This is a genomic window from Rhodococcus sp. MurmanLake-1 (genome assembly GCF_056945715.1).
This window is the reverse complement of sequence record NZ_JBWZNF010000003.1, coordinates 64,655-89,345: the sequence shown is the minus strand read 5'-3', so window position 1 is coordinate 89,345 and position 24,691 is coordinate 64,655. Positions and strand designations below refer to the sequence as shown.

General features: G+C 62.7%; 23 protein-coding genes. 10 read left to right on the top strand and 13 right to left on the bottom strand.

The features are described 5' to 3' along the window. Positions 1-3: 3 nt before the first annotated feature. Entirely contained in the window at positions 4-726 is a 723-nt protein-coding gene (locus tag AC2ETI_RS10450; protein ID WP_019747147.1) for an ATP-binding cassette domain-containing protein, read from the bottom strand. Positions 727-905: 179 nt separating this feature from the next. Here AC2ETI_RS10450 and AC2ETI_RS10445 point away from each other — a divergent pair, with 179 nt between their 5' ends. Beyond that, a complete protein-coding gene (locus tag AC2ETI_RS10445) occupies positions 906-1,535 on the top strand; it encodes a hypothetical protein (protein WP_244891399.1) in 630 nt (209 codons plus the stop codon). An 85-nt stretch (positions 1,536-1,620) separates the two neighbouring features. Here AC2ETI_RS10445 and AC2ETI_RS10440 read toward each other — a convergent pair whose 3' ends face one another. The 4 genes from AC2ETI_RS10440 to AC2ETI_RS10425 form a co-directional block, all read right to left on the bottom strand. Beyond that, a complete protein-coding gene (locus tag AC2ETI_RS10440; protein WP_020906438.1) occupies positions 1,621-3,456 on the bottom strand; it encodes an acyl-CoA dehydrogenase in 1,836 nt (611 codons plus the stop codon). An 89-nt stretch (positions 3,457-3,545) separates the two neighbouring features. Next, on the bottom strand, positions 3,546-4,178 hold the full coding sequence (locus AC2ETI_RS10435) for a class I SAM-dependent methyltransferase (protein ID WP_483633874.1): 633 nt from the start codon (positions 4,176-4,178) through the stop codon (positions 3,546-3,548). Positions 4,179-4,199: 21 nt separating this feature from the next. Continuing rightward, entirely contained in the window at positions 4,200-6,683 is a 2,484-nt protein-coding gene (locus tag AC2ETI_RS10430) for an FtsX-like permease family protein (RefSeq protein WP_483633873.1), read from the bottom strand. Further along, a complete protein-coding gene (locus tag AC2ETI_RS10425) occupies positions 6,683-7,465 on the bottom strand; it encodes an ABC transporter ATP-binding protein (RefSeq protein WP_019747152.1) in 783 nt (260 codons plus the stop codon). The genes AC2ETI_RS10430 and AC2ETI_RS10425 overlap by 1 nt, the downstream gene beginning before the upstream one ends. A gap of 109 nt (positions 7,466-7,574) precedes the next feature. Between AC2ETI_RS10425 and AC2ETI_RS10420 the strand changes: the two genes are divergently transcribed. From AC2ETI_RS10420 to murJ, 4 genes are all read left to right on the top strand, one after another. After that, the gene (locus AC2ETI_RS10420) at positions 7,575-8,813 is read left to right on the top strand and encodes a sensor histidine kinase (protein WP_269586554.1); all 1,239 of its coding nucleotides are present in this window, start codon (positions 7,575-7,577) and stop codon (positions 8,811-8,813) included. Further along, positions 8,801-9,442 (top strand): response regulator transcription factor, encoded by a 642-nt coding sequence (locus AC2ETI_RS10415; protein ID WP_003945784.1) that lies wholly within the window; start codon positions 8,801-8,803, stop codon positions 9,440-9,442. Before AC2ETI_RS10420 ends, AC2ETI_RS10415 begins: the two co-directional genes overlap by 13 nt. A gap of 161 nt (positions 9,443-9,603) precedes the next feature. Next, positions 9,604-10,632 carry a beta-ketoacyl-ACP synthase III gene (locus AC2ETI_RS10410; protein WP_003945837.1) on the top strand — a complete coding sequence of 343 codons (1,029 nt, stop codon included), beginning with the start codon at positions 9,604-9,606 and terminating at the stop codon, positions 10,630-10,632. A 97-nt stretch (positions 10,633-10,729) separates the two neighbouring features. Beyond that, on the top strand, positions 10,730-12,346 hold the full coding sequence (gene murJ / locus AC2ETI_RS10405; RefSeq protein WP_483633872.1) for a murein biosynthesis integral membrane protein MurJ: 1,617 nt from the start codon (positions 10,730-10,732) through the stop codon (positions 12,344-12,346). Here the strand turns inward: murJ and AC2ETI_RS10400 are convergent. The 3 genes from AC2ETI_RS10400 to AC2ETI_RS10390 all read right to left on the bottom strand — a co-directional run bounded on the left by AC2ETI_RS10400 (position 12,332) and on the right by AC2ETI_RS10390 (position 15,601). Further along, complete coding sequence (locus AC2ETI_RS10400) at positions 12,332-13,486, bottom strand: alkaline phosphatase family protein (protein ID WP_483633871.1); 1,155 nt, start codon at positions 13,484-13,486, stop codon at positions 12,332-12,334. The genes murJ and AC2ETI_RS10400 overlap by 15 nt on opposite strands. A 135-nt stretch (positions 13,487-13,621) precedes the next feature. Further along, complete coding sequence (locus AC2ETI_RS10395) at positions 13,622-14,395, bottom strand: VOC family protein (RefSeq protein WP_019747156.1); 774 nt, start codon at positions 14,393-14,395, stop codon at positions 13,622-13,624. A 261-nt stretch (positions 14,396-14,656) separates the two neighbouring features. Beyond that, a complete protein-coding gene (locus AC2ETI_RS10390; protein ID WP_259117369.1) occupies positions 14,657-15,601 on the bottom strand; it encodes an alpha/beta fold hydrolase in 945 nt (314 codons plus the stop codon). Positions 15,602-15,745: 144 nt separating this feature from the next. Between AC2ETI_RS10390 and AC2ETI_RS10385 the strand changes: the two genes are divergently transcribed. After that, positions 15,746-15,958: a hypothetical protein gene (locus AC2ETI_RS10385; protein ID WP_228118235.1), complete on the top strand. Its 213-nt coding sequence runs from the start codon at positions 15,746-15,748 to the stop codon at positions 15,956-15,958. On the opposite strand, the gene AC2ETI_RS10380 is transcribed toward AC2ETI_RS10385, so the two are convergent. Next, positions 15,940-16,701: an SDR family NAD(P)-dependent oxidoreductase gene (locus tag AC2ETI_RS10380; RefSeq protein WP_020723638.1), complete on the bottom strand. Its 762-nt coding sequence runs from the start codon at positions 16,699-16,701 to the stop codon at positions 15,940-15,942. The genes AC2ETI_RS10385 and AC2ETI_RS10380 overlap by 19 nt on opposite strands. Positions 16,702-16,906: 205 nt before the next feature. Between AC2ETI_RS10380 and AC2ETI_RS10375 the strand changes: the two genes are divergently transcribed. Continuing rightward, positions 16,907-17,065, top strand: a complete 159-nt coding sequence (locus AC2ETI_RS10375; protein ID WP_019747160.1) for a hypothetical protein — start codon at positions 16,907-16,909, stop codon at positions 17,063-17,065. A gap of 113 nt (positions 17,066-17,178) precedes the next feature. Here the strand turns inward: AC2ETI_RS10375 and AC2ETI_RS10370 are convergent, their stop codons facing one another. Continuing rightward, on the bottom strand, positions 17,179-18,024 hold the full coding sequence (locus AC2ETI_RS10370) for a glycosyltransferase family protein (RefSeq protein WP_483633870.1): 846 nt from the start codon (positions 18,022-18,024) through the stop codon (positions 17,179-17,181). Positions 18,025-18,130: 106 nt separating this feature from the next. Between AC2ETI_RS10370 and AC2ETI_RS10365 the strand changes: the two genes are divergently transcribed. From AC2ETI_RS10365 to AC2ETI_RS10355, 3 genes are all read left to right on the top strand, one after another. Continuing rightward, the gene (locus AC2ETI_RS10365) at positions 18,131-19,366 is read left to right on the top strand and encodes a cytochrome P450 (RefSeq protein ID WP_483633869.1); all 1,236 of its coding nucleotides are present in this window, start codon (positions 18,131-18,133) and stop codon (positions 19,364-19,366) included. Then, positions 19,363-19,926 (top strand): TetR/AcrR family transcriptional regulator, encoded by a 564-nt coding sequence (locus tag AC2ETI_RS10360; RefSeq protein WP_483633868.1) that lies wholly within the window; start codon positions 19,363-19,365, stop codon positions 19,924-19,926. Before AC2ETI_RS10365 ends, AC2ETI_RS10360 begins: the two co-directional genes overlap by 4 nt. 99 nt (positions 19,927-20,025) lie before the next feature. Further along, on the top strand, positions 20,026-21,939 hold the full coding sequence (locus AC2ETI_RS10355) for an alkyl/aryl-sulfatase (protein WP_029254603.1): 1,914 nt from the start codon (positions 20,026-20,028) through the stop codon (positions 21,937-21,939). A gap of 36 nt (positions 21,940-21,975) precedes the next feature. Here AC2ETI_RS10355 and AC2ETI_RS10350 read toward each other — a convergent pair whose 3' ends face one another. The 3 genes from AC2ETI_RS10350 to AC2ETI_RS10340 are packed head-to-tail and all read right to left on the bottom strand — an operon-like array spanning position 21,976 to position 24,583. Beyond that, positions 21,976-22,596: an L-threonylcarbamoyladenylate synthase gene (locus AC2ETI_RS10350; RefSeq protein WP_019747165.1), complete on the bottom strand. Its 621-nt coding sequence runs from the start codon at positions 22,594-22,596 to the stop codon at positions 21,976-21,978. A gap of 26 nt (positions 22,597-22,622) precedes the next feature. Next, complete coding sequence (locus AC2ETI_RS10345) at positions 22,623-23,048, bottom strand: MerR family transcriptional regulator (protein WP_019747166.1); 426 nt, start codon at positions 23,046-23,048, stop codon at positions 22,623-22,625. Between the two features lie 35 nt (positions 23,049-23,083). Next, positions 23,084-24,583, bottom strand: a complete 1,500-nt coding sequence (locus tag AC2ETI_RS10340; protein ID WP_172932344.1) for a SulP family inorganic anion transporter — start codon at positions 24,581-24,583, stop codon at positions 23,084-23,086. Positions 24,584-24,691: the final 108 nt, after the last annotated feature.

Here is a 24,691-nt window from a genome sequence, read left to right as displayed (position 1 = left end):
CGGTTACCTCGCCCCTTCTTGGTCGGGATTGGTGACTTCTTGGAGCAGGGCGACGGCATCGATGGGTGATCCGTCGGGCAGCGGGTTGACGGTCGACGCGATGATGGTCTGGTAGCTCCCCATCTCGACGAGTCGCTCGACGAGGTACGCGCGTTCGGAGTCGCGCCGCACCTGTTCGAGATCGTCGACGACGAGCAGGGCCGGCTTCTTCGTGTTCGCGACGGCGATACGCAGCAGGGTCGCCTCGAGTTCCCCGAGATCGCTGACGTACCGGCCGAGCGCAGGTAAGGGATGATCGCCGAAGACGGGAGCGCACACCGCTTCGAGTTCGCGGTCTCCGGCACGTCCGATGAGCTTGTACCAGGGCGCATCCCAGCGAATTTGTTCGGTGATCAGATCTCGGACGGTGACGGACTCGGCAAGCTCGTCGATGTCCTCGAACCCGGCGACCCCGGCGATCTCGAAGATCTCTCGGGGACGCGTTCGACCGAAGACGGACAGTGATCCGGAACTGGCTTTCATTCGTCCGCTGAGTGTCAGAAGTAAGGACGTACGTCCTGAACCGGCGGAGCCTTCGAGGATGGTCACACCGCCCGCACGAATCTCGAGATTGACGGGTCCGAACACCGGCCCCCATGGGCCGTCGAGCGCCAAGTCCGTGGCGGTCAATGCCAGTTCAGGGGCGTAATCGAGTTGTGCGTGCTCTGGTGCGACCACGATGATCACCTGTCTGTTGATCTACTCGGCCTTCGAAAGAACCGAGTGCTGGTTCAGTGGACGTTCGTGCTCACCCAATCACATCGGTAGCGGGCGAGCTGTCCCATGAATGGGATGTGTCGGACACGTCCGGCAACTTGGAGACCGAACGGTATGTATTCTGTTGGAAACGGAACGGGGGAGTCGAGGTGCCGGTTCGTAGACGCGGTATGTGCGCGGTACTGGTCATGGCCACCCTGTCGGTTGTCTCCTGTGCCGGTGAGCGCGAGTCGCCCCCGTTCGTGTCGAGCGAGAGGCTTTTCGAGTTCACCGGTCGCAATGTCGGACCCGTGACCGTTCCGCCCTTGCCTTCCGATCGGCACGAGTCCGAAGCAGCGCCATACGGAGCCATCACCCTGTCCGGTGGGTGGAGCGGCGCAGCCAATGTCTCGCTGCCCGGATCCGTCACGTGTTTCGAGCACAACTGGGCGGATTCGCTGCCCGCCGGTCACCGCCAGTGGGCCTACGAGGTGCACACCAGTTCCTTTTACGAGTACGACGGCGGCGGTGAATATCCGGGGCGTGATTTCCAGTTGCAGGTCTACGTGAACGAAAACCCGGAACCAGGTCAGTCCGGGGCGACGATGATGTTCTCGGATCAGAGCGGACAGTTCGTGTCCTTCGGCGGCGGCGTCGACAATTCCATCGAAATAGTCAGTTCTCCGGACCGCAGGCGCGTGGCGCTTTCCCTGGTAGGAACGGCGGCACGGCCCGGCGAACAACCGACGACGTCCGTACTGTCCGCACAGATCAGTTGCCCGACCGTCGAGCGCAGATGACCACAGATTCCATTGACTGCCGAGCATGAAAATGCCGGTCCCGAAATATTCTCGGGACCGGCACTTTTCATGAATCAGGAACGAATCAGAATGCTGCTTCGTCGATCTCCATGATGTCGTTCTCGGTGTTCGCGATGATCTCGCGTGAAGCGGTGAGCTCGGGCAGGACGTTCTTGGTGAAGAAGGACGCGATGGCGACCTTGCCCTCGTAGAAGCCCTTGTCCTTGTCGGAAGCGCCGTTGTCGAGTGCCGCGAGAGCGATCTCGGACTGGCGGAGGAGCTGCCAGCCGATGAGCAGGTCGCCGACGGACATCAGGAAGCGGACGGAACCGAGGCCGACCTTGTAGAGCTCGGTGGGCTGCTCCTGAGCTCCCATGAGGAAGCCGGTGAGCGTGGCAGCCATGGCCTGGACGTCTTCGAGTGCGGTGGCGAGCAGTGCGCGCTCCGCCTTCAGACGACCGTTGCCGGCTTCGCTGTCGATGAAGGTCTTGATCTGTCCGGCAACGTGAGCGAGCGCGACGCCGCGGTCACGAGCGATCTTGCGGAAGAAGAAGTCCTGAGCCTGGATGGCCGTGGTGCCTTCGTACAGCGAGTCGATCTTGGAATCGCGGATGTACTGCTCGATCGGGTAGTCCTGCAGGAAGCCGGAGCCACCGAGGGTCTGCAGGCTATCCGTCAGGTACTGGTACGCACGCTCGGAGCCGACGCCCTTGACGATCGGGAGCAGCAGGTCGTTGACGCGGAACGCGGTGTCCTTGTCTGCGCCCGAGACGAGCTGGGCGACAACCTCGTCCTGGTGTGCTGCGGTGTAGAGGTACACCGCGCGCAGGCCTTCGGCGTATGCCTTCTGCATTGCCAGGCTGCGACGCACGTCGGGGTGGTGCGTGATGGTCACGCGCGGCGCTGCCTTGTTGGTCATCTGGGTCAGGTCAGCACCCTGAACACGCTGCTTGGCGTAATCGAGAGCGTTGAGGTAACCGGTGGAGAGGGTGGCGATTGCCTTGGTGCCGACCATCATTCGAGCGTGCTCGATGACGTCGAACATCTGGGCGATGCCGTTGTGGACCTCGCCGACCAGCCAGCCCTGTGCGGGGATGCCGTGGCCACCGAAGGTGACCTCACATGTGGCGGAGACCTTCAGGCCCATCTTGTGTTCGACGTTGGTGACGAAGACGCCGTTGCGCTCGCCGAACTCTTCGGTCTCGAAGTTGAAGTGCGTCTTCGGGACGAAGAACAGGCTCAGGCCCTTGGTGCCGGGTCCGGCACCTTCGGGGCGAGCGAGAACGAGGTGGAAGATGTTCTCGAACAGGTCGTCCGAGTCGGCCGAGGTGATGAAGCGCTTGACGCCCTCGATGTGCCAGGAGCCGTCGTCCTGCTTGATCGCCTTGGTGCGTCCGGCACCGACGTCGGAGCCGGCGTCGGGCTCGGTGAGGACCATGGTGGCGCCCCATCCGCGTTCGACGATGGTGGCTGCCCACTTCTTCTGCTCTTCGGTGCCGTTGTTGAACAGCACGTCCGCGAAGGCGGGTCCGGCCTGGTACATGTGCGCTGCAGGCTGTGCGCCCAGGATCAGCTCACCGATGGCCCACACGACGGAGCGGGGAACCGGCACGCCGCCGACCTCTTCGCTCAGTCCCATGCGGTACCACTCGGCATCCCACAGAGCCTTGAACGACTTCTTGAAGGATTCCGGAAGTGCAACGGTGTGCGTCTCGGGATCGAAGACAGGGGGGTTGCGGTCCGCGTCGGCGAAAGATTCGCCAAGCGGTCCCTCGGCCAGGCGTGCGACCTCTGCCAGCATGTTGCGGACAGTGTCGGCATCCAGGTCGCCCCAAGCGCCTTCGCTCAGTGGCTTCTCCAGTCCGAGAACCTCGAAGAGGTTGAACTCCAGGTCCCGAACGTTGCTCTTGTAATGGCCCATGTCTTCTGCTTCTCCCAGTGAGGTGGTGCGGTCCAGCACTCCTAGTACCGCCCGAAGTTTATTACTCGTCGGTAACTTAATACATGTTACTAGCCGTTCTTTGCATTGCCAACACCGGATTTGCGTCCGATGACAAGTGTGTCGACCGCGATTCCCGTTTCGGTGTGTCTGTGCGGATTTCCGGCGATCTCGAACTCGAGCCTTCCTTCGAACTCCTGCATCAATTCTTCTGGTGTGTAAAGGATTTCGGGATCTTTCGGTCCGCCGACGCCGTAGTCGATGTTGCTTCGGTCGTGCCCCAAAATCATGAGGATTCCATCAGGTTTCAGAGAATTTATGGCACGGTTCACAACCAGGGTGCGTTGTGGTGCGGGCAGATGAAGGTAAAGAAGCAGGGCCAAGTCGTATCCCTGCCCGTTCCTTGAGGCGTAATCCGCGACGGTGACGTCGCCGCATCGGTAGTCGAGCCGGTCGAGAACCGATCGGGGTGAGCGGGCCGCGATCGTGCGGGCTTTCTCGATCGCGACGGCCGAGTAGTCGATGCCGGTGACCTCCCAACCGCGGGTCGCGAGCCACAACGCGTTACGGCCCTCGCCGCACGCCAGGTCGAGTGCCTGGCCGTGGGGGAGGGCCGTCGCGTATTCCACCAGCAGTTCGTTGGGAGGAGCGCCCCAGACGAGCTCGGTTTCTTCGTACTTCTTGTCCCAGGCCGCCGCATCCATAGATGACGACGGTAGTGCCACTCAGTGGTTACGCACTCCGTCCATCGGGTTCTTGCGTAGGGCGGCGCGCGTCGGGATCGCGATGGAGACAAATCCCAGAACAGCGGTCACCGCGACGATGGAACCGTAGATCGCCGGTGAAATCGCCGGGATCGGCTGCCCGGACACCGCTACGGCGATACCCATCAGAGGCGGCAGGGCGATCAGCGATCCGACCACGACGGCGATTCCCACCACCATCAACGACTCGATGCGCATCATCGCTCGGACCTGCCTCGTCCGCGAGCCCACCAGTTGAAGGAGCGCGAACTCGCGGGAACGCTCGGCAGTGGCGGCGACCAGGGTGTTCACGACGGCGACTGCGAGATAGCCGAGCAGGACGAGGACGGCGAGGATGCTGACCCAGGACTGCATACGACGCTGATCTTCGCCCGCGGCCCCGAACTGGTCCTGGTTCATCGCGGCGATCGAGGGGAACGAACGCAACGACTGCTGGACTTCGGCCGACCGTCCGGGTTCGGCAGCAACCAGAACGGTGTCGATCAGAGCGTCGGTGGAGTGCTGACGCAAAGTCTCGATCGGCATGGTCACGTCCCCGAATCCGAGGCCGCGACCATATTTTGCGACGACCATCGGATGCACCAGTGTGCCGTCCCCTAGATAGAGGTCGACGCGCTGACCTACCTTGGCTCCGAGTGTGAAGGCGCCGTCTTCGCTCACGGCAACGGTATCGCCGGTCAGAGCGCTCAGGTCGCCCTCGGTCACCGCGAGATCGAGGGTCGCGTCGGCGCTGGCGGCGTCGATGCCCTGGGCAGCGATCGCGCTGTCGGCTGAGCCGCCTTCCTCACCGCTGGGTACCGGCAGGACTTGACTGCGGACCACCGGGTTTGCCGCACTCACTCCGGGCACCGATGCGATCGAGTCGAGGAGCGAGGGAGCGATACCGGCCGGCGCGCCGACGATCAGGTCGGCGGTGACGCCCTTGATCGACTGGTTGGTCGCCTCGGCGGCGACGGTGCTCTGGCTGAAGAACTGCACCGAGCCCAGTGCGATTGCGAGAGCCAATGGAACAACCGCCGACGAGAGCCGTCTCGAATTGGATTCGGCGTTGGCGGCAGCGAGAACTTTGGACGCCGACCCACTACGACGCAGTGGACCGCCGATCACCTTGATGATGCCGCGCACCAACAAGGGGCCGAGCAGCGCGACCGAGAAGATCAACAACAGTGCGCTCGAACCGGCTCCAGCGGCTGCCACGCTGCCGGGCAGGAAAGCGGGGAGCACGCACGCGCTGAGGCCGGCGGCGCCGAAGATCAGCCCGGTGGCGATGCGTCCGCGGCTCAGTTTCGCCGGGCCGCTTTCGGATTCGCGAAGCGCTTCGACGGGGTCGAGCTTCGCCGGTCGTCGTGCCGCGATCGCCGCTGCCGCGCGGGCAGTGAGTACGCAGATCAGGAAAGCCGCGATCGCCGGAAGCGGGCTGTAGGCCAGCGCGAAATCGGTGGGCATGACCCCGGCGTCGGCAAACTGTGCACCCAGGAATCGGGCGAGTAGGAATCCGGGCACCGCGCCGAGCGCAGCCGCAGCCGCCGCGACGAGCAGCACTTCACGCCCGATCATGACGTGGACTTGTCGCGTGGTGGCCCCGATTGCCCGCAGCAGAGCGAACTCTCGCCGTCTGGCGTTGATCGAGAGCGACAGCGTGCTGGAAACGACGAACATACTGACCATCAACGCGAGACCGGCAAACGACGCACAGAGCACGATCAACTGGGTCCGCGCAGCACCGGCGTCGAGGAATTCGATGCCTCCGCGTGCGGTGCCGGTCGAGACCTCCGCGCCGGTTCCGGCGAGTGCATCGCGGGCGAGAGCGGCAGCATCCACGCCTTCGGGAGCGATCAATCCGACTGCGGTGACAGCGTTCTGGTGCGGCCACAACCGTTCGGCCTCTGCGTCGTCGAGGAAGACGAGTGCCGGACGGTCGGGTGATGGCACCGAGGCCGAATCAGCTGTGCCGACGACGGTGTACTCGTCGTCTATCGCGCCGTGAGCCAGCGTGATTTGCTCGCCGAGAGCGGCGCCCGTGGTCGAGACCACCTCGTCTCGGCTCTGCGGAGCGCGACCTTCGGTGAGCGAATACGGCGCCAATTGTGCTGTGTTCCAAGGATGTGCGTCGAGTACGACGCCCTCGGCGGTGCTGACGGGGACGGAGATGTCGGGAATCACCGTGACATCGAGGGCATCGAGCTTGCGGACGGTATCGCCGTCGAGGAGAACGCGCTCGGCAAAAGGCTGATCGGCGTCTTCCTTGACCTCGAGCGCCTGTGGTGCACTCACGACGGCGTCGGCACCGGCGTAGAGATGTGGTGAGACTCCGCCTCGCACTCCCGATTCCAGCAGCACACCCAGACCGCAGGTGAGGAGCGCTGCGCAGAATACGGAGACGAACACGGCGACGAAACCGGAGCGATGCGCTTTCAGGTGCGCAAAGGTGTGCGCTTTCATCATCACCAGTCCCCGAGGTGTGTCATGCGCTCGGCGATCTGCTGCGGCGTCGGGCGGTCGATGTGCCCGACAAGTTTTCCGTCGGCGAGGAACAGCACACGATCGGCGTACGACGCGGCCACCGGGTCGTGCGTGACCATGACGATGGTCTGATCGAACTCGGCGGCTGTCCGGCGCAACAACTCCAGAACCTGCTTGGCGCTGCGGGAGTCGAGGGCGCCGGTCGGCTCGTCGGCAAAGAGTGCGTCGGGGTGAGTGACGAGGGCGCGCGCGATGGCGACGCGTTGCTGCTGACCGCCGGACAGTTCGGAGGGTTTGCGCTTGCGGTGCGATCCGAGTCCGACGGATTCGAGGACGAAGGTCAGGTACTGCTTGTCGGCTCGTCGTCCGGCGAGGAGTAGGGGGAGCGTGACGTTCTGCTCGACGTCGAGAGCGCCGAGCAGGTTGTAGGCCTGGAAGACGAAACCGATGTGATCGCGACGGAAGATGCTGCGGGCCTTCGGCTTCAGCTGTGAGATCTCGGTGTCGCCCAGCCACACCGATCCGCTGCTCGGTCGATCGAGCCCTGCGGCGCAGTGCAGGAAAGTGCTCTTGCCCGATCCGGACGGGCCCATCACGGCGGTGAAGGTGCTGCGCGGCAAGGTGAGGCTGATGTTGTCGAGGGCGGTCACGGCGCCGCGGCCGTTGCCGTAGATCTTGCTGACGCCTTCGAGTCGCACGGCGGATGTTCGGGCGGCCGTGGCACCAGGGGCCGGCGGGGCGAGGACCGAGTGTCGATTCTTCATGGGATGAACGCTATGGAGATTCGGCATTCGTCGACATCCAGCAGGGTCCCGAATCAATGGTGTAGCCAGCTGTAGTGGATCGCGGCATCAGGTGCGGCATGCTGGGGCAGTGAAGAAGAGAACCAGGGCTGCGGTGTACGTGCTCGTCGAGGGTGCGGCAGCCGTGGTCTCCCTGTTCTTGCTGATGGTCGGTCTCATTCTGCTGTCGCTCTCGATTCTGATCGTCGGCTGGTTGCTGTTGCCGTCGTACGTGCGGGTGCTCCGGTGGTGGGCGGGTCTGGCCCGCAAGAGAACGGCTGCGTACACCGGACGCCCTGTTCTGCAGCGATACCCACCGATGCCAAGCAATCCGACCTTCGGGGATTGGCGCCGGTTCCTCACCGATCAGTCGACGAGGCGCGACGCGGCCTGGCTGTCGATTCATGGTCTGGGGGCTTTCGTCGCGGCGATGCTGACCATTGCTCTGCCACTCGGTGCACTCAATTCGATTGCCGTCCCGCTGTACTGGCAGCAGATGCCCGCCGGTGAACCCGTCAACAATCCGTACCCCGTGACGTCGTGGTTGGGCGCTGCCGGAATGCCGTTGATCGGCATCCTGTACCTCCTGATCGCGTGGTGGTTGATCCCCGCGATGGCGAAGTGGATCAGCTGGTCGACCACGACTTTGCTTGCGCCGGACACGCGTTCGGACCTCTCGAAGCGCGTCACCGCCCTGACGGCCAGCCGCGCTGCGGCGCTCGACGCACATTCGGCCGAACTCAAGCGCATCGAGCGGGATCTGCACGACGGCGCGCAGAACCGTCTGGTCGCGGTGGTGATGATGTTGGGGATGGCCGAGCGGTCGTTGCAGAACAATCCGGACCAGGCTCTGCCACAACTGCATCGGGCCCAGGATGCGGCCACCGAGGCGTTGAGCGAACTCCGGACGTTGGTGCACGACATCTACCCGCCGATCCTCGACGAGTTGGGTCTGGAGGGCGCGATCTCCGCGCTCGCCGGGCGCTCCGCCGTGCCCTGCGTACTCGAGATCGACGAGCTCCGCCGTGCCCCGGCTGCCGTCGAGGCCGCTGCGTACTTCGTCGTCGCCGAGGCCTTGACCAACGTCGCAAAACACAGCGGAGCGCGCAGCGTCACCGTCACGGCACGGACGGAGACGTCGGACGACTCGTTGGGTGAGACGATGCTCATCGACGTGATCGACGACGGTCAGGGCGGCGCGAACGAACGTCCGGGCGGCGGCGTGGCGGGTATCCGACGCCGGGTCGAGGCTTTCGAAGGAACCGCAGTATTGGAGAGCCCGGAGGGTGGACCGACAACGATGAGGGTGGAACTACCGTGCGGATTCTGATTGCCGAGGACGACGCTCTCCTGCGAGAGGGGCTGGCACTGCTGCTCCGCGGAGAGGGCTTCGAGGTGTCTGCCGTCTCCGACGCCGCACAGTTCCTCACGGTGTTCGAGGAGACCGCCCCCGACGCCGCGGTGCTCGACGTCCGGATGCCTCCTACTTTCACCAACGAGGGGCTTCGAGCGGCGATCGAGGTGCGCAAGCTTCGCCCGGGCTTTCCCGTCCTGGTCCTTTCCGCGTACGTCGAGGATCGCTACGCCGGTGAATTGTTGGCAGGAGGCGCCGGCGGGGTCGGGTACCTGCTCAAGGAACGGGTCGGCAAGGTAGCCGAGTTCGTCGACGCATTGAACCGGGTCGTCGACGGCGGAACCGTGATGGATCCCGAGGTCGTATCCCAACTGATGAGCCGTCGACGCGCCGACGATCCGATCAGATCACTGACCCCACGCGAGTCCGAGGTTCTCGGACTGATGGCGGAGGGGCTGGGAAATCAGGAAATCGCCAGGAAACTGGTCGTCAGCGACACTGCTGTGAGCAAGCACATAGGAAATATCTTCGCAAAACTCGGCCTGTCGGCTTCCGAAAGCGGGCATCGTCGTGTTTTGGCAGTTCTAGCTCATTTACGCGCCTGATCGTGGATCTGGACTACATACCTGACCGAAGCGTAATGTGAGCCAGCCTCATGTTGTTGCCGTGATCGAACGGTGACCTGAGAGGCAGGGGCTTATGTCCTGTACGTAACGTGTGATGTCGAATGCGCGTCATCACCAGAAACCAACGAGGAGATCGATCAATGGGTAAGCCGATTGCCAGTGTGGCCGGAGGTCGGCAGTCCGTCCTTCTCGGGCTCGGCGTTCACCGCCCGGAGCGAGTCGTGACCAACGACGAGATCTGCGAGCTGATCGATTCCACCGACGAGTGGATCCAGACGCGATCGGGTATCAAGTCGCGCCGGTTCTCCGGCGAGGGTGAAGGCATCCTCGCGATGTCGATCAGCGCGGCCCGTAAAGCACTGGACGTCAGCGGCATTGCTCCCGAGCAGATCGGCGCCGTGATCATCGCGACGTCGACGTGGGACCTGCAGACTCCTCAGGCTGCGTCCATCGTCGCCCACGAGCTCGGCATCAAGGGTCCGGCTGCATTCGACGTCGCGGCAGGCTGCGCCGGTTTCTGTACCGCCCTTGCGGTGGCCAGCGACCTGGTTCGCGGCGGCACGGTTGATCACGTACTCGTCGTCGGCGTCGAGTTGATGAGCGAGGCCACCGAGCCCACCGATCGCAGCGTTCGCTTCATCTTCGGTGACGGCGCAGGCGCAGTTGTCGTCGGCCCGAGCGATACCGTCGGAATCGGCCCGGTCGAGTGGGGTTCGGACGGCAGCCAGTCCGACGCCATCGTTCAGGAGCCGAGCTGGCTCGACTACACCAAGAACCCGACCGGACCTCGGCCGTGGATCAAGATGGCCGGTACCGCGGTGTTCCGCTGGGCTGCCTTCGAGATGGGCAAGGTCGCCACTCGCACCCTGGAGAAGTCGGGGCTGGGTATCGAGGACATCGACGCTTTTGTGCCGCACCAGGCAAACCAGCGCATCAACGAGGTCATCGCTCGCAGCATGAAGCTGCCCGAGGGCTTCCCCGTCTCCAACGACATCGCCGAGACGGGCAACACGTCCGCGGCCTCGATCCCGCTCGCCATGGAGCAGATGCTGCGCGACGGCCAGTGCAAGCCGGGCGACAAGGCATTGCTTCTCGCCTTCGGTGCGGGTCTGTCCTTCGCCGGCCAGGTTGTCGTCATGCCTCCGTTGGCTGGAGCGGAATCAGCCTGATCTTCTCTCGTGACGAGCGCCTCGAACCCCACGGTTCGGGGCGCTCTTCCGTTTCCGTCCAGATCGTCGTACCTCTGCGATGTGGCACTCTGGCGAGATGGTCGAGAGTATGGGGGAGTCCGAACGTACGGGTGTGACGGGCGGCAGCTTGGCGAAGATGGGCGGGCAAGTGGCGCTCGCCAGCACGGTCAGCCGGATCACCGGCTTCGTCCGCACCCTTGCCCTTGCCGCGGTCCTCGGCATCGCCCTGGTCAGTGATGCGTACAACGCGGCCAACAGCTTCCCGAACATGGTCTATCAGCTCCTCCTCGGCGGGATTCTCGCCAGCGTTCTGCTTCCGTATCTGACACGGCAGCGAAGTCGTGGGCGGACGCTCGAACGAGAGCAGACGCAGCGCGTTCTCACCGTCGGAGCGCTTGCTCTTGCGCTCGTGACGGTAGTGGCGGTGGTGTGCGCGCCGCCTCTGGTCTCGGCCGTGATCGATGATCCGGCTCAACGAGAGTTGACGACGCTCTTCGCGTACTTGCTTCTGCCGGAGATCTTCTTCTACGGCGTCACGGCGATGATGACGGCAGTACTCAGTGTTCGATCAGTGTTCGGCGCGCCGGCCTGGGCGCCGGTGATCAACAACGTCGTCCTTCTGGTGACGGTCGCGGTCTTCCTGTGTATCCCGGGGCCGGTGGCTCTGACTCCCGAGTCGATGACCACCGCGCAGGTTCTGGTGATCGGTATCGGCACTCTGCTCGGGATCGTGGCGCAAACCGCCGTCGTTGCTCGATCGCTGCACCGCAACGGGTTTCGGTGGCGCCTTCGCGTGCGGGTCGTACCGCACACCTGGCGCCCGGTGCGCGTCGGGGCGCCGTTGCTCGGTTGGGTACTTGTGTACGTCGTTGCCGGTCAGATCGGTGTGTGGGTGACGATGAAGGTCACTCTCTCCCGTCACGTCTACTCGATGTACACGCACGCGGATCTGCTGTTTCAAGTGGCGTACGGCATTCTCGGTGTGTCGTTGTTGACGGTGCTGATGCCGCGGATCGCCCGGTCGGTTGCTGCGGGTGACGACGTCGGCGTCGTATCCGATCTCGGCCGGGGAGCCCGGTATTCAGTGGTGGCGCTGATTCCGGTCACGGTGGCGCTCATGGTCTTCGGCCCCTCGTTGACCACCCTGATCTTCTTCGGCCGGGTCGACGGCAGCAGTGCCCGGTTGATCGGGACGGCCGTTGCGGTCAGTGCATTCGGGCTGGTGCCCTTTGCGATGGTCATGCTTCAGCTTCGAGTGTTCTACGCCGACAACAACACCCGAACTCCCGCGGTGATCGCGCTGGTGATGGTGGTAGCCAAGACGGCGCTCGTTCTACTTGCGTCTCTGTCGGCGAGTGACGAAACGCTGGTCCTGGCCGTCTGTGCGGCGGGCTCGTTCTCCTACGTGTGCGGAGCGGCGCTCGGCCACATCCTGCTTCGAAAGAGATACGGGCTGTTGGGATTCCGTCGCGTGCAGGCCACCGTCGGAAGGATTTCGGCGGCGGCAATTCTGGCAGGTGGTTGTGCGCTCGCTTTGGTGGTGGCGGTTCAGAACCGAGTTCCCGAGCCCAGGCTTGCTGCTGTTATTTCATTGTCGGCGGGTGCGGCCGTCGGAGGAGTCGTCCTGTTGGGCGCATGCAGGGTCGTCGGTGTTCCCGAGATTCGCCGGGCTCGGGCCCTACTGTTGTCCTGAGGACAAGAGCGGTACCAGCAGTTCGTCCGGAGTGAGGGCGCCGTGCTGTCCACGGAGGCCGGACAGTCCCGATTCGACAGATCGACGTACGACGGCCACGTCCCCGGACGCAATGGCGATGACATCACCGATCCGGCCGCGATACTCGGAATGCACTGCAGGCCCGAACAATCCTGCGACTATGCCCTCGGATCTCGTCCCGATCCACATGCGGTCACCCAGTTCGGCGCGCCAGCGGTCCGCAACATCTTGTGCAGCGCCTTCTCGGGTATGGATGTGACGACATCTAGGTTCACCGGCAAGAGCGAGTACATCTTTGGACAGAATCGGAGTGTTGTCGAAGTCGATCTTGTTCTCGTCCAACACATCGACCATTCCGTGATCAGCCGTCACCAGCAATCTCACGTCCGGACCGAGAGCGGCGGCGAGTTGCTCGACCAGTCGATCGACAAGCATCAGTTGGAAAATCCACGGCTCGGACTCGGGGCCGTAGACGTGGCCGAGTGCATCGATCTCGCTGATGTAGCAGTACGTGAACGTACGGTCGGCAGATTTCGACGCGGCCACGGTGCGAGCGAGGAGGTCTCCGTATGCCTGGATTCCGGCGAACTGGGCGCCGCGCATTCCTGCCCGGGTGAGGCCGCTGCCGTCGAATTTGGACGGAACGACGGTAGTGACGGTGATGCCGGCGGCCGCGGCACGATCGAAGGTCGTGGCCTGCGGCTGCAGGGTCTCCGGGACGATGGAGTCGGTCTGAGATTCCTTCTTGCCCGCGCTGTGCCAACCCAGCCAGTTGAACACCGAATCGGCTTCTTCGACGTAAGACTGGTAACCGGTGATTCCGTGCGCCCCCGAGGGCAGCCCGGTCCCCAACGAGACGATGCTGGTGGCCGTCGTCGTGGGGAATCCTGCCCGTATGGGCGTTCCGATCAGTGAGTTCAGGAATGGTGCGTGTTCGGCGTTGCGGGCGAGCAAGTTCGCGCCCATCCCGTCTACCAGCAGAATTACAGTCTTCTGGCTGGGCTGTAGATCGAGACGGTTCGCTTCGCCGCTCACTCCGAGAGAAGCGAGTACCGACGGCGCAAGCGTCGACAGAGTCGGCTGCGAGTACACATCGAGGAGAGGGGCGGGGGCGGGCATCCCATGAGATTAGGCGTTGGACGCAGAAAACTGCATACCTTCTGGGCGAGTGTTCAAATCCGTGCGGTCAAATCGGGACTTTCCAGATGATCAGCGCGCAGAGACCGCGGGCCGGTGCGGCCTCTGCGCGGAGATTCACTCCATGATCGTGGAGATCTGGAACTTGGCACCGAGTGGATCGGCCACCGACGCGAGACGGCCGAAGGGCGTGTCCTCGGGATCGCGCAAGACGCTGCCGCCGAATTCGACGACCTTGGCGACGGCCGCGTCGGTGTCGTCCGCCCCGAAGTACACCTGCCAGAACGACGGCACCTCTGCCGGGAGGAACGAGCTGGCATCCATCAAACCGGCGACGACGGTGTCGCCCTGCTTGGCCTGTGAGTACCGGAACTCGTCGCTGTCGCCGATGGACTCGTAAGTCCAGCCGAACACGTCGGTGTAGAACGGCAGGACCGCGGCGTAGTTCTTGGACAAAGTCTCGTGCCACACCGGGGCTCCGGCCTCGCCGACCAGACCGAAGCCGTGGTGCTGATCTGCCTGCCAGATACCGACGACTGCACCGGCAGGATCGCCCACGATCGCCATGCTGCCCTGGGGACCGACCTGCATCGACGGCATCATGATCATTCCGCCCGCGGCTTCGGCCTTGGACGCCGACGTTGCCGCATCAGTCGAGGAGATGTAGGTGGTCCAGACGTTGCCGTACGGGTTTCCCTCCTGCTGAGGTCCGAGCCCGGCGATGGGCTGCCCGTCTTTGCTGAAGATCGCGTAGCCGCCGTACTGCGGGTCGTCGTTTGTGTCAGTCTGCCAACCGAACACGTTGGTGTAGAAGGATTTGGCGACCTCGGTATCGGAGCTGGTGAGGTCGATCCAACAGGGTGTTCCGTCGAGCGCTGTGCGTGCGGGCATCTGAAACTCTCCTTTACCGAAACGGATACACAAGTACGGGTCGCGCAAATGCTTGGCCGAGGAAGGCGCGAATCTCACGCTACGCGCGTACCCCGACACATTCCCAGGGCTCGAGAGCTTTGGAGTATTTGACCGTTCGCGCTTACCGGTGGGCCGGACCTGCCGACGTAGTCGATCGCCGAATCGTCCTTGATACGCCGAAGTTGATGGGGCACTTGCTCGATCGGCGAGGCCGTTCCGCGGGTGTAGTGCCGGTACGTGTCAGCTCGTGATCAGCCCCGTGCGATCGAGCCATGCGAGCGCGTGACGTGAAAACTCGTCCGGAATCTCCAACTGAGGGGTGTGACCGGTGTCGCCGAGAATGATGGTGGTCCAGTGTGGATGTGCGGCGGCGGCTGCCCGGGCGGCCTCGACCGGGACAAGCCGATCGCGATCGCCATGTATCAGGAGCGTCGGAGTCGTGATCTCTCGCAGTGTCTTTCGATAAGAGGCCGGACGGGCGAGGGTCATCAACAGTGACCGTGCTGCCTGCAGGAACTCGGCATCCTGAGTGGGTTCGCCGCGACGAATCGCAGTCAAGGCAGCGCCCGCGTCGAGGACCGCGGGGTCTGCTCGCGTCGGATCGGCAAAACACAATCTGGTCATCTGAGCGGCCAACTGCCGGTCGGACATCTTCCGGCGTCCGAAGCCGAGAACCTGCTCACCGACGTACGGCATCGAGTAGAGCGCGAATTGGGCGGCGACGGTCAGATCGGGAAGTTGGACGGGCAGTGGGAGCGCCGGATCCACCAGCACCAGGCCGGCAACTGATTCGGGATTGGCATGGGTCGAGATTGCCGAGACCATTCCCCCCATCGAATTGCCGAACAGGACGGCAGGTTCACCTACTACTGTCTCGAGAAAGCGATTCAGGAGTGCTGCGTTGGCGTCGACGCCGGTGTGCCGCCCACGGGCAGAGGTGAGTCCGAATCCGGCGAGGTCCAGTGCGTACACACGCGTGCGCGCCGCCAGCGTCGGTGCCACCCGCACCCAGTTCAGGTGCGAGCCGCCCAGACCGTGAACGAGCACGATGGGCGGCGCTCCGCTGGGACCGCCGAAGTCGATCCAATGAACATCACCGCCGAGGTCGGTGATGTTGCTTGTCCCGCCCCACGGGTGTGTGAGGGTGCTTCCGTCGGCGGGTTCGGCCGAAACAGCGGATTCCATACCTGACAGGATGCACCGAGGCGCGGTTCCAGTCACGCTCTCGTCCCGGTTCGGTATCCGAAACTGTGTCCTCGATCACGGATTATCGGGAAGCTCGGGAAACGGGCAAAACGGAATTTGACTGGTGTCAAGTACTTTTCGCGGTTGTCATCGCTTTCCGACGGCCGTGGTGTGCGTCCGGCGGAGGTCGGTTCGGGCATACTGAAAACCATGTGGTGGATGGTCGGGCTCATTGTTCTGGCCGCGCTGGTTTTGGCATCCGTTCTGGTCGGTTTCGTTTTCCGCCGCCCGATCGCCGAAGCCAAGTCGGCGGTGCTCGCCTTCGACGACGCCAGCTCTCAGCCCCAGCGCGACTGACCGCCGTCGAGCGGAATTGTTGCTCCAGTCAGATACGCGGCATCCGGGCCGACCAGGAAAGCCACCGCGGTGCCGATGTCCGTTTCGCAGTCCCCGATCCTCCGTAGCGGAATCCCGGCAACAAAAGCGGCAGCCTCTTCCGGACGCGCATCTGCCCAACGCTGTAGCCCGGGCGAGGATGCATGAGGAGCAACCGCGTTGACTCGGATCCCGTCGACGCCCCATTCGCACGCTGCTGCGCGACTGAGGGCTCGGACGGATTCCTTCACGGCCGCGTATCCGCCGTAGCCGGCGGCGTCCCAACGGACGGCCACGGAACTGACCATGTTGATGATCGCCCCGCCGCCGCGTTCCTTCATGAACGGGTAGCAGGCTTGCATGGTTCGCAGCGTCGCGACGGGACCGGAAGTCAATCCGTCGGCAAGGCGCTCCGGAGTGAGGTCGAGGACGTTGCCGAGCGGGTTGAGGCTGGCGTTGTTGATCAGGATGTCGACGCCGCCGAACAGTTCCACGGTTCGCGCCACGGCAGCGGTGATGGAACCCGCGTCGGCGATATCCACGAGCACCGGTTCGGCACGGCCGCCGCGTTCGGTGATCTCGTTACATGTGACTACGAGTTTCGACTCAGTGCGGCCCGCCACCGCGACGGAAGCACCTTCCTTGGCAAGCGCAAACGCAACACCCTGGCCGACGCCTTGCCCTGCGCCAGTGATCAGGGCCACTTTTCCATCCAACTTGCCCACTGCTGTTCTCCTGCTCGTCATTCAACGGTTCCCGAAGCGTTGTCCGAATCGCGCATTGTTACTCGTGGGTTCCCGCTGGATGAGATGTGAGTTACGTCCCACTCAACGGCACCGCTTCAAATTTCGGCTGTCTTACGTATATTGTGAGCGCCGTTACATACCGGGCGCGCGGACCGCGTACACATTCCATGATGAGGAGCTAGACATGGCATTCACCACTGGCAGCAGCAAGACGGACCTGGCACAGCTCGGCGACTTCCAGAAGATCATTGCAGGCCTGGGCGGCGTTCTCGTCGGCATCGGCGCAGTTGCTGGTCTTCTCGGCGCAATTGGTGGCGCAGGAAGCTCGCAGCCGAAGGCTTGATTGCTTCGCTGAACCGGATTTACGGCCCCCGGCCCGCATTCTGAAGGCATTGCCTTCGTGGATGCGGGCCGGAGGTTTATCTGTACCTGAATACCTGTGTCTTGCAGGCACATTCAATTCTGTGATACGTCAATTGCCGCCGGAACATCCACACCTTCTTCGTGGACTTGGGGTCCGAAGTTCGGCAGCGGAGTGAAGTCGAGTGCCGCCTCCGAACCGCGGTAATGGCGGAAGTAGAAGAGGGATCGGTCGGGCCGCACCAGGCTGTCCGGTTCGCTTGTCTTCCATCCCCAGTGGACGTCCGCTCGCAGAATCTCCGACAGCCTCACGATGTTCTTGCAGCCGTGGCTTTGCAGTCCAAGGCATTTCAATTCCTCGACGTCTCGCAGTTGCCCGTCGCGCGTCCACCTGGATTCGTAAACCAGAGCATCGAGAACGACGCGGTGCGAACCCGCTTGAGTAACTCCGGCAAGTAGAACCTCCCAGTCCAATCCTGGTGCGTGTTGGAGGTATTCGTCGGCGTCGACGAATGCTGCCCATGCGACGGTGTCGCGGTACCGGCTCACGTAATCGACGTAGGCCTCTACCTGTCCGTGCACGATCCGACCGTCCGCGTCGCGCGGTTGCCAGTCGACGATCGTCAACGGAAGGTCGTGCAGTTCTTTGCGGAATGCGACCTGAACTTCACTGTCCGACATCGATCGGGTGAAGGCGCCGTAAGAGTTGCCTCTCTTGTCCTCGCTGCGGCCGTGCCAACGGTTGAGGCTGAATGCGCTTGTCTTGCGGGTGGACCCGACGGAACCGGTGTTGTCGTAGAGAACAACCTCCCAGCCTTGCTCGATGTGGTGCAGGCACCAGTCCCTGATGAAGGGGAGATGTTCGCGGGGGAGTAGGACCGCAACCACGGCGCGGCGTCCGGTGGCAGAGCTGTTCAGGTGGTTCTTCGGATCCGTGATCACCCGACACACGATAGTGCTCCGCGTGGAAGCGGGTTACTCGATATTGATCGCAGAAATATTAGTCGTCAACGTTGACACATCTATCAATTTGTCTCATAGTCGAGTCATGACAACATCTGTGTCACATTCGCCACGGTTTGTTCCTTCCACCGGGGAGTCCTGGCGTTCGCCCTGGGCCATGTACGACGCATTGCGAGAGAACGACCCGGTGCACAACGTGGTGCCGGAAGCCTCACCGCAGGACGACTACTGGGTGCTCACCCGTCACGAAGACGTCTACAACGCCGCTCGTGATTACGAGACGTACTCGTCGGCAAAGGGATTGACCACCGTCTATGGTGAGCTCGAGCAGATCGGGATGCAGGACAATCCGCCGTTCGTGATGCAGGATCCGCCCGTGCAGTCGGAGTTCCGGCGCATGGTGTCGAAGGGATTCACTCCGCGTCAGGTCTCGGCGGTCGAGCCGATGGTCCGCGAATTCGTCGTCGAACGTATCGAAGCGTTGAAAGCGCGTGGCAGTGGCGATATCGTCGTCGAGCTCTTCAAGCCGTTGCCGTCGATGGTTGTCGCACACTATCTGGGTGTGCCGGAATCGGACCGTGACCAGTTCGACGGCTGGACCGAAGCCATTGTCGCTGCCAATTCGGCAGGTGGTGTGGCCGCGGCAGCGACGACGGCACAGGCCGCCACCGGTGAGCTGATGACGTACTTCGCTTCGCTGATCGACCGCCGCAAGGTCGAACCGGGTGACGACACGATTTCGCACCTACTCGCCGCTGGACTCGGTGAAGACGGCGACATGTCCGGCCTGCTGTCGATTCTGGGCTTCGCCTTCACCATGGTGGCCGGTGGAAACGACACCACGACAGGAATGCTGGGTGGTTCGGTGGCGATGCTGACCGAACGCCTCGATCAGCGTCAGATCCTGCTGGACGATCCCGCATTGATCACCGACGCGGTCGACGAGTTGCTTCGACTCACCTCACCGGTCCAAGGACTGGCACGCACCACGACTCGGGATGTGGCCTTGGGCGGCAAAGTGATTCCGGCAGGACGTAAGGTTTTGTTGATGTACGGTGTGGCCAATCGTGATCCCGAAAAGTACGGACCCGACGCGGCGGAGTTGGACGTCTTGCGTCGACCGCAGAAGATTCTCACCTTCAGTCATGGCGCCCACCACTGTCTGGGGGCGTCGGCAGCTCGGATGCAGGCTCGAGTTGCGTTGGAAGAGTTGCTCTCCCGGATTCCAGATTTCCATATCGACGTCGACGCGATGCAATACGCGCCGGGCAACTACGTGCGCCGTCCACTCACAGCGCCCATGTCGGTGACCCGGCCGTGAGCAACGACTGGCTCGGTGAGGGGCGCGCCTTGGCGGCAGCCGAGAAGATCCTCGACAGTGCGGCGCAACTGTTCGTCGATAAAGGTGTCAACGCCGTTGGTATGGCGGAGATAGCCTCTGCTGCAGGATGTTCCCGGGCCACCCTGTATCGGTACTTCGAGAATCGGCAGGCCCTTCACATTGCATTCGTTCACCGCGAAGCGCGCAGACTGGGAACTGCGATCGCGGAATCGGTAGCGACCATCGATGATCCGAGCGAGCGTCTCGAAAAGGCGATGCGCACCGCAGTGTCCGCGGTGCGCAGCACTCCGACGTTGGCTGCATGGTTCACTCCGGGTGATGCGAGTCTTGCAGGTGAACTTGCCAATTCATCCGACGTCATCAACGGACTGGGCGTCGCGATGCTCGGTGAAATCGGAGCAGGCACAGCGTCACGAGCCCGCTGGATCGTGCGAGTGATCCTCTCGCTGCTCATGGTGCCGGGTGCGGACGAGAACGACGAGCGGACGTTGGTGCGTGAGTTCGTTGCTGCGCTGTTGAACGCTGGACGAACCACGTGATCATCCCTTCCGGGTGATGCGCGAGGACTACGTGGCGATCGAGGATGAACCGGTATCCAGACACAGGACACCGCGAGTTCCCGAGGAGCGTAAGAGAAGATGACTACACCATCCGAACTCGACCCCAAGCCCGCTACCGAAGCGACTCGCCTTGCGAACGCCCAGGTCCTCCGTGATCTTCCGTTCGATGACACATTCGACTTCGAACTGATTTCTCGCGGTCTGGTGGCGCCGCTCATCGACGGCGGGTTGGTCAAGGGTGACAAAGGACAGTTCATCTTCTCCTACGACGCCTATGGGTTCGCCGACGGCGAAGCGCCGGACACCGTCAACCCGAGTCTCTGGCGCCAAGCCACTTTGATGGGAAAGGGCGGCGGGCTCTTCAAGCTTGCCGATCGCCTCTACCAGGTGATCGGCCAGGACTTGTCGAACACGACGATCATCGAGGGCGATACCGGGTTGATCATCGGTGACACCCTGATGTCCGCGGAAACAGCCGCTCTTGCGCTGGAGTTGTACTACCAGCACCGCCCCAAGGTCCCGGTCAAGGCGATCATCTTCACACACTCCCACGGCGATCACTTCGGCGGAGTCAAAGGATTTGTCACCGACGAAGAGATCGAGTCCGGTGCCGTAAAAGTCTATGCACCAGACAGTTTCACGGAGGAGGCGATCTCCGAGAACGTGCTCGCCGGAACGGCGATGACGCGTCGCGGAATGTACATGTACGGATCATTCCTGCGTCCAGGCCCGCAGGGGCAGGTTTCCGGTGGTCTCGGACTGTCCACGTCGCACGGCACGTCGACGTTCGCGGTGCCGACCGACGTCATCACCGAACCGGTACACGAAGAAGTCATCGACGGCGTGCGAGTGACGTTCATGCTCGCGCCGGGCACCGAAGCGCCGTCCGAAATGTTGTTCTACCTACCCGATTTCAAGGCGCTCGGGTCAGCGGAGGACGTCACGCACACAATGCACAACCTGTACACGTTGCGCGGCGCCAAAACTCGCGACGCCAAGGCCTGGTCGCACTACGTTCGTCTGGCGATGGAACTTTTCCCCGACGTCGAAATCATTTTCGCGCAGCATCATTGGCCCACGTGGGGCAACGACAAGATCTTGAAGCTGATGTCGGATCAGGCAGACCTGTACAAGTATCTGCACGATCAGACGTTGCGTCTTGCCAACAAGGGACTGACACCGGTAGAGATTGCCGACCAGATCGAGGTACCCGACGCCATCGGAAAGCAGTGGTACAACCGCGGGTACTACGGCTCGCTCAGTCACAACGTCAAAGCGATCTACACCTTCTATCTCGGTTGGTTCGACGGCGTTCCCGCTCACCTCAATCCTCATCCGCCGGTGGAGAACGGCAAGCGCTACGTCGAAGCCGTCGGCGGACCCGATGCGCTTCTGACCAAGGGCAAGCAGGCGTTCGACGACGGCGACTATCGCTGGGCGGCCGAGCTGGTGAACCATCTGGTGTTCGCCGATCCGAGTAACCAGAAAGCGCGAGAGTTGTTGGCGGACACGTACGAACAACTCGGCTACCAAGCCGAGAACGGTACGTGGCGCAACTTCTACCTGGTCGGAGCGATGGAATTGCGGCATCCGCTGGCACCGATGCCGTCCAACAACCCCACCGGCCCGGCCGTTGTCGCCGTGATGCCTCTCGAGCAGATGCTGGACTTCTGGGCAGTTCGCCTCGACGGTCCCAAAGCTGCCGACGTCGACCTGTCGTTGCGATTCGTGTTGTCGGACACTGCGGACAACGTCCTGGTCACAGTGCGCAACGGCGTGCTGAATTACGACACGGACAAGGCAGATGCTTCGGCCGCCCTGACTCTGACCTTGACCCGTGCCGTGTTCAACGAGGTGTATCTGGGAACGACCTCGCTCACCGAATCCATCAAGGCCGGAACGGCAAAAGCTGTGGGAGATCAGTCTGAACTGGAGACGTTCATCTCGCTGCTGGAGGACTTCGATCTGTGGTTCGACATCGTGACGCCGTGACACGTTGCCATCCGTGATGTGGCACGGGCGGGGGGATCATTCGAAACGGGAAGGATCTCCCGCGCCGACGCGCACGATCTCGGGGGCGCCGGACGAATAGTCGACCACCGTGGTGGGCTCGGTTCCGCAGTCACCCGAGTCGATGACGGCGTCGAGTTGGTGGTCGAGTTCTTCCTTGATCTGCCAGCCGTCCGTCATCGGCTCCTCGGCGCCGGGCAGGAGAAGGGTGCTGGAGAGGATCGGTTCACCCAACTCTTGCAAGAGCGCCCGCACTACCGGGTGGCTGGGGATACGCACTCCGACGGTCTTCTTCTTGGCGTGTGCCAGTCGACGCGGAACTTCCTTCGTGGCGGGAAGGATGAACGTGTACTGCCCAGGCGTAGCCGCTTTGACCGCCCGGAACGCCGAGTTGGTGACGTGGACGAAGTGCCCGAGCTGCGCGAAGTCGGCACAGACCAGCGTGAAGTGGTGATCCGACCGCAGGTGACGGATCTCGCGGATCCGATCGGTGCCCGAGTGATTGTCCATTCGGGCACCCAGGGCGTAGCAGGAGTCGGTGGGGTAGGCGATGACCGCGTCGTTGCGCAGCATTTCGACGATCTGGCTGATCGCGCGCGGCTGCGGGTTTTCCGGGTGAACGTCGAAATATCGGGCCATCAACCCAGCTTAGTTCAGCTTGCAGATCACGAATGCCGTTCACCGTTCAGACTGTGGTCGGCGAGCAATCCCGTCAGCTCTTCGGCGTAGGCGAGTTGCTTACGTAAGTGTGTGCAGCTTTCTTCCGCCCGGGTATGGCAGGCGGTGACGAATTCGGTTGCGGCGGTTCGTGTTGATGCGTCCGAAGCTTCGTCGCCGAGCACTGCCAGGGAATTGAGGAGTTGTTTCATTTCTTCGAGACTGAATCCGAGCGGCTTCATTCGTCGGATTACCAGTAGCCGTTGGACGTCCGCCTCGGTGTACAAGCGGAATCCTCCGGCGGTCCGCTCCGATGGAGTGACCAGACCGACCTCGTCGTAATGACGGATCGTCTTGATCGACAGTTCGGTGCGTTCGGCAACCTGCCCGATCTGCATGTTCTGTCCCTGGACCGCATGTTCCGGCTCAGACATCACTCCTACTTTCGTCGCGCTGGGCTTCCATACTCTCAGTGACCGTCACCCAGGCGTCCGGACAGGCGCAGATGGCGCTCGGCCGATGCGTCGTCGAGCCCCACGATCTCGACATTCTTGCCTCTGGCCGCGTACTTGGTGGTGATCGCGTCCAGTGTCGCCACGGTCGACGCATCCCAGACATGCGACTCGGACAGATCGATGACAATGTTCTTCGGGTCGTCGACATAGTCGAACTGGTAGATCAGATCGTTGCTGGATGCGAAGAACAGCTCGCCTCGAACCGCATAGACACGGGTGTCCTCGTCCGGATGAGCGACGTCGATCACTTCGGTGAGATGCGCGACGCGGCGGGCGAAGATGACCATCGCGGTGATCACTCCGACGATCACGCCGTAGGCAAGATTGTGGGTCGCGACGGTGACCGCCACGGTGACCAGCATGACCAATGTCTCGCCGATCGGCATGCGGCGCAGGGTCTTCGGATTGATGCTGTGCCAGTCGAAAGTGCCGACCGAGACCATGATCATGACGGCTACCAATGCGGCCATGGGAATCAACGCCACGACATCGCCGAGGCCGACCACGAGTATCAGCAAGAACACGCCCGCCAGGAAGGTCGAGATTCGAGTGCGAGCGCCGGAGACCTTGACGTTGATCATGGTCTGGCCGATCATCGCGCACCCTCCCATGCCTCCGAAGAAGCCGGTGACGATGTTCGCGACGCCTTGGCCCCACCCTTCTCGGGTCTTGTTCGAGTGAGTATCCGTGACGTCGTCGACGAGCTTGGCCGTCATCAACGATTCGAGGAGGCCGACGAGCGCCATGGCCAATGCATACGGAGCAATGATCGACAGTGTGTGCATGTCCAGAGGGACGTCGGGGAACAGTAGCGTCGGCAGGCTCGACGGAAGCTCGCCCTCGTCGCCGACATTGGGGACGTTGAACGCGAAAACGACTGTGGCGGTGGTCAGTAGCACGATCGCCACCAGTGGAGCCGGGACCGCGCTGGTCAGTTTCGGCAGGAATACGAGTATCAGGAGGGCGACGGCCAGAAGTGGGTAGACGAGCCACGGAACATCGATCAGGTGGGGGAGTTGGGCAATGAAGATCAAGATGGCCAGTGCATTGACGAATCCCACCATGACGCTGCGCGGGATGAAGCGCATCAGCTTGGCGACGCCGAGGAGGCTCAACACGATCTGGAGCAGGCCGGCCAGAAGGACTGTCGCAATCAGGTAGTCGATTCCGTACTCGCGCGTCAGTGGAGCGACGACCAGTGCGACGGCGCCGGTAGCTGCGGAGATCATTGCGGGTCGTCCGCCGACGACGGCGATGGTCACTGCCATCGTGAACGACGCGAACAGTCCTACCCGCGGATCGACGCCGGCGATGATCGAGAACGAGATCGCCTCGGGAATCAGTGCCAACGCCACGACCAGTCCGGCCAAAACTTCCGTTTTGAGACGGCGAGGTGACCGGAGCGCGGCCCGAACCGAATTGTCGTTGGTGGATGAAGCGATGGTTACTGCCATGAGATTCCGTCCTGACGAGTTTCTCATACTCTACCCTCCCGTAAGGGTAGAGTATGAACAGAGTTCTCACTACGGCGCGGATTTCTGTCGAATTATGTTTCCCCGCAG

Bases quoted from the DNA above. Each gene is read 5' to 3' on its own strand.
- AC2ETI_RS10365 (WP_483633869.1), top strand. From the start codon at position 18,131: ATGACAACATCTGTGTCACATTCGCCACGGTTTGTTCCTTCCACCGGG.
- AC2ETI_RS10340 (WP_172932344.1), bottom strand. From the start codon at position 24,583: ATGGCAGTAACCATCGCTTCATCCACCAACGACAATTCGGTTCGGGCC.
- AC2ETI_RS10350 (WP_019747165.1), bottom strand. From the start codon at position 22,596: ATGGCCCGATATTTCGACGTTCACCCGGAAAACCCGCAGCCGCGCGCG.
- AC2ETI_RS10440 (WP_020906438.1), bottom strand. From the start codon at position 3,456: ATGGGCCATTACAAGAGCAACGTTCGGGACCTGGAGTTCAACCTCTTC.
- AC2ETI_RS10395 (WP_019747156.1), bottom strand. From the start codon at position 14,395: ATGCCCGCACGCACAGCGCTCGACGGAACACCCTGTTGGATCGACCTC.
- AC2ETI_RS10375 (WP_019747160.1), top strand. From the start codon at position 16,907: ATGGCATTCACCACTGGCAGCAGCAAGACGGACCTGGCACAGCTCGGC.
- AC2ETI_RS10400 (WP_483633871.1), bottom strand. From the start codon at position 13,486: ATGCCCGCCCCCGCCCCTCTCCTCGATGTGTACTCGCAGCCGACTCTG.
- AC2ETI_RS10435 (WP_483633874.1), bottom strand. From the start codon at position 4,178: ATGGATGCGGCGGCCTGGGACAAGAAGTACGAAGAAACCGAGCTCGTC.
- AC2ETI_RS10430 (WP_483633873.1), bottom strand. From the start codon at position 6,683: ATGATGAAAGCGCACACCTTTGCGCACCTGAAAGCGCATCGCTCCGGT.
- AC2ETI_RS10425 (WP_019747152.1), bottom strand. From the start codon at position 7,465: ATGAAGAATCGACACTCGGTCCTCGCCCCGCCGGCCCCTGGTGCCACG.
- AC2ETI_RS10355 (WP_029254603.1), top strand. From the start codon at position 20,026: ATGACTACACCATCCGAACTCGACCCCAAGCCCGCTACCGAAGCGACT.
- AC2ETI_RS10390 (WP_259117369.1), bottom strand. From the start codon at position 15,601: ATGGAATCCGCTGTTTCGGCCGAACCCGCCGACGGAAGCACCCTCACA.
- AC2ETI_RS10410 (WP_003945837.1), top strand. From the start codon at position 9,604: ATGGGTAAGCCGATTGCCAGTGTGGCCGGAGGTCGGCAGTCCGTCCTT.
- AC2ETI_RS10345 (WP_019747166.1), bottom strand. From the start codon at position 23,048: ATGTCTGAGCCGGAACATGCGGTCCAGGGACAGAACATGCAGATCGGG.
- murJ (WP_483633872.1), top strand. From the start codon at position 10,730: ATGGTCGAGAGTATGGGGGAGTCCGAACGTACGGGTGTGACGGGCGGC.